The sequence below is a fragment of the Acidithiobacillus sp. TH-A36 genome (assembly GCF_057473445.1).
This window is the reverse complement of the sequence record NZ_JBYCKP010000102.1, coordinates 1-3,206: the sequence shown is the minus strand read 5'-3', so window position 1 is coordinate 3,206 and position 3,206 is coordinate 1. Positions and strand designations below refer to the sequence as shown.

Annotated in this window: 3 protein-coding genes and 2 pseudogenes; all 5 read left to right on the top strand. The window is 55.3% G+C overall.

Translation table 11 applies throughout. The features are described from left to right. A pseudogene (locus AC2VLY_RS02935) lies at nt 1-780 on the top strand (APC family permease); the annotation flags it as partial. Beyond that, nucleotides 764-1,804 carry a beta-N-acetylhexosaminidase gene (nagZ, locus tag AC2VLY_RS02930; RefSeq protein ID WP_193650218.1) on the top strand — a complete coding sequence of 347 codons (1,041 nt, stop codon included), beginning with the start codon at nt 764-766 and terminating at the stop codon, nt 1,802-1,804. The pseudogene AC2VLY_RS02935 and the gene nagZ, both read left to right, overlap by 17 nt. A gap of 107 nt (nt 1,805-1,911) precedes the next feature. After that, complete coding sequence (gene rpsF, locus AC2VLY_RS02925) at nt 1,912-2,319, top strand: 30S ribosomal protein S6 (protein ID WP_193650219.1); 408 nt, start codon at nt 1,912-1,914, stop codon at nt 2,317-2,319. Nucleotides 2,320-2,336: 17 nt separating this feature from the next. Next, nucleotides 2,337-2,609: a 30S ribosomal protein S18 gene (gene rpsR / locus AC2VLY_RS02920; protein ID WP_010637680.1), complete on the top strand. Its 273-nt coding sequence runs from the start codon at nt 2,337-2,339 to the stop codon at nt 2,607-2,609. Nucleotides 2,610-2,624: 15 nt separating this feature from the next. After that, nucleotides 2,625-3,206, top strand: a pseudogene (locus tag AC2VLY_RS02915) (DUF2232 domain-containing protein); the annotation flags it as partial.

Genomic DNA, 3,206 nt, shown 5'->3' with positions numbered 1-3,206 from the left:
CTGGTGACATTGATTGTTGTTGTGCTCGGATACCTGATTTATCGGCACTACAAGAGCATCCGCAAAATTACCGCTGAGCTGGATGAGACCATGCTGGATGTGGTGCCGGAACATCTGGAGCCGGGTCCCAATCTGCCCCTGGACCCCCGGGGCGCGACGGCGGTCTTTTTTGTGAGCCGCTTTGATGGCCTGGGTTTGCATACCTTGCTGACGGCGCATCGTATGGTTGGTGGCTTCGTCAAAAATTACGTGTTTTTGCTGGCTGGCATTGTTGGACAGGGCGAGTTCAAGGGCATCAAGGCGCTCGAAGATCTGAAGGTTTATGTGGAAGCAGAAGCCAATCAGTATATGGCCTTCTGTCGTAATGAAGGGATGGCTGCCACCTGGTTTGCTACCTACTCCACCGACCGCATTCTGGCTATGGAAGAACTGGCGGATGTGGCTATTCGCTACTTTCCGCAAAGTATCTTTTTTGCAGGACGGGTGATTGACAACCGGAGCAAGGGCCCTTTCCATGGTCTCCTGCATGATGAAGTCAGCTTTATTGTCCAGGATCGACTCCAGCATGATGGTTTCAGCATGATGATTGTTCCGGTGCATGTGCATGGTATTCCCAGCCAGCCGCCGCGCATTGAGCTGCCTATTTCCATGTCGCCCGATATGGAGCTGGTCCAGCAGGAGGATGTGGATAAGGAAGGGAGTAAGGCAGCGGCTCAGGCACCCTCCGCAGCAAAAGCCGATCCGACCGTGGAGACCAGCCCGGATGTCCCACTCCGCTGAACCGCGATTGCTCATGCGTGGTCCCCTGATGGTCGATATTGCTGGTCTTTGGCCAACACCCGAAGAGTTTGAGCGGCTCCGCCAGCCGGCGGTGGGTGGCGTCATCCTGTTCGCCCGTAACTGTGAAGATGCGCAACAGGTTCAGGCGCTTTGCCAGGAAATTCATGCGCTGCGCAGTCCCCCACTCCTGATTGGAATCGATCAGGAAGGTGGTCGGGTACAACGTCTCAAAAAGGGCGTGACACGCTTTCCACCCATGGCCAGGCTGGGTCAAAAGGCTGAAGCCTTGGGTCTGGAGGCGGCGCAATCCCTGGCTTATGACTGGGGGCGTCTGCTGGCCACTGAATTGCGGGAAATTGGCGTAGATTTCAGCTTCACGCCCTGTGTCGATCTGGATCGCGGTATTTCCCGGGTGATTGGTGATCGCGCCATTCACCGTAATCCGGATTGGGTAGGTGCCATTGCGGCGCGTCTTTGGCAGGGGATGTCTGATTCCGGTCTGCAGGGAGTGGCCAAACATTTTCCTGGCCATGGTGCTGTGGCAGCCGATTCGCATCTGGCTTTGCCTCGCGATGATCGACCACTTGTCGCCATTGAGGAAGACTTGCAGCCTTTCCGCTCTATGATTCAGGCAGCCATTCCAGCGATCATGCCGGCCCATTGTCTGTATCCGCAAATAGACCCCGAGCAGCCCGCCGGATTTTCATCGCGTTGGCTCACAGGCGTATTGCGCGGATCAATGGGTTTTACAGGCGTTATTGTCAGTGATGATTTGAGCATGGTGGGTGCCCATGCGGCGGGAGACATGTCTGCAAGGGTGGATGCGGCACAGGCTGCGGGTGCGGATCTGCTCCTGGTTTGCAATGATCCTGATGGTGCCCATGCAGCCATTGAGCACCTGCAAAATCAGGGAATGCAGACCGGGACCAACACGCTTGCCGCTCTTGCTGGAGACGCCGGAATTCCCCTGTCGGCCCCTGAGCGCGCCCGCTGTATGCGCGAAATCACCGAATTATCCTGTTAAGCTCTTGTTTTTCCCGCGTCGCGTATTAGAATACGCCCTCACCATTTTTTACTCCTTGTTCGGGCGATGGGCGTCCGGACTCCGCAGTGAACCATAAGGAGCAACGTTTGCGTCATTATGAAATCGTGTTTCTGGTCCATCCTGATCAGAGTGAACAAGTCCCCCAGATGATTGAACGCTATCGCGGCATGATCGAAGGCGATGGCGGTCGTTTCCATCGCCTGGAGGATTGGGGTCGTCGGCAACTGGCTTATCCTATCAAAAAGGCTCATAAGGCTCATTATGTGTTGATGAATGTGGAATGCAGCGGTGCTGCCCTGGCTGAAGTGGAAGATGCTTTCCGCTTTAATGATGCGGTACTGCGGCATCTGATTCTGGCGCGTAAAGAAGCAGTGACTGAAGCGTCTTTTCTGGCCCGAGACGAAAATGATCGTCGTGAACGCGTCGAAACCGACAACGAACAAGGCGAAAGCGAATCCATTCACAGTGATAATGAAGCCGTTGCTACGGCCTGATTCAAGGAGCAGACAAGATGGCATTTAATCGGGATAGAGATCGTGACGGTGACGGTGATAAACGTGGCGGTGGAAATTTTACCCGGCGTCGCAAGTTCTGTCGTTTCAAGGCAGAAGGCGTCAAGGAAATTGACTACAAGGATCTGAAAACCTTGCAGGCCTATGTTGGCGAGACCGGTAAAATTGTCCCCAGCCGGATCACGGGCACCAGTAATTTGTATCAGCGGCAGTTGACCACAGCCATCAAGCGCGCGCGCTTTCTGGCCCTGTTACCATACGTCGTGCGTTAAGGCGCTGACGGAGCAGTGACGGCGCAGCCACAGGGTGGAGTTCTGCGCTGGTTTCTCAGCGGACGCTGGCAAGCCGGTTTAAGTATTGCTGTCCTGTTCAGTCTGGCCGGGTTGGTACCCTTTCTGGCTGCGCCCCTCTTCTTGAACTGTGTGGCTTTGGTGGCTCTGGTCACTTTACAGGCAGGACGCAAGGAAAGTCTGGAAGTGCTGGTCATCGCCGGTATCGCCAGTATGCTCTTTACCTTTAACCCCTGGTTTGGGGTGCTATTTGCACTGGTGGCCTGGTTACCGGGGCGACTGTTGGGTGAGGGGTTGCATTGGGATACGCAGTGGAGTGGCGTGGTCTGGGTGCTGATTGGCTTGTCTTTGCTGATTTTGGTGCTGATGTTGTGGGTAGTCCCACTGGGGGCCGGGCCAGATTTTTGGCAGACCCAGATGACACAGACGCTGAAACCCCTGGCCAAGGAGATCAGCAAGGTGCAGATGGCGGCAGTTTTGCATATGGCACCCTTGTTGCCGGGCATCATGGCAGCGGGTTTGGTTTTGCTATGGACCCTTGCGGCATTGCTGGCCAGTCGTTGGTACGAGCGTTATCAA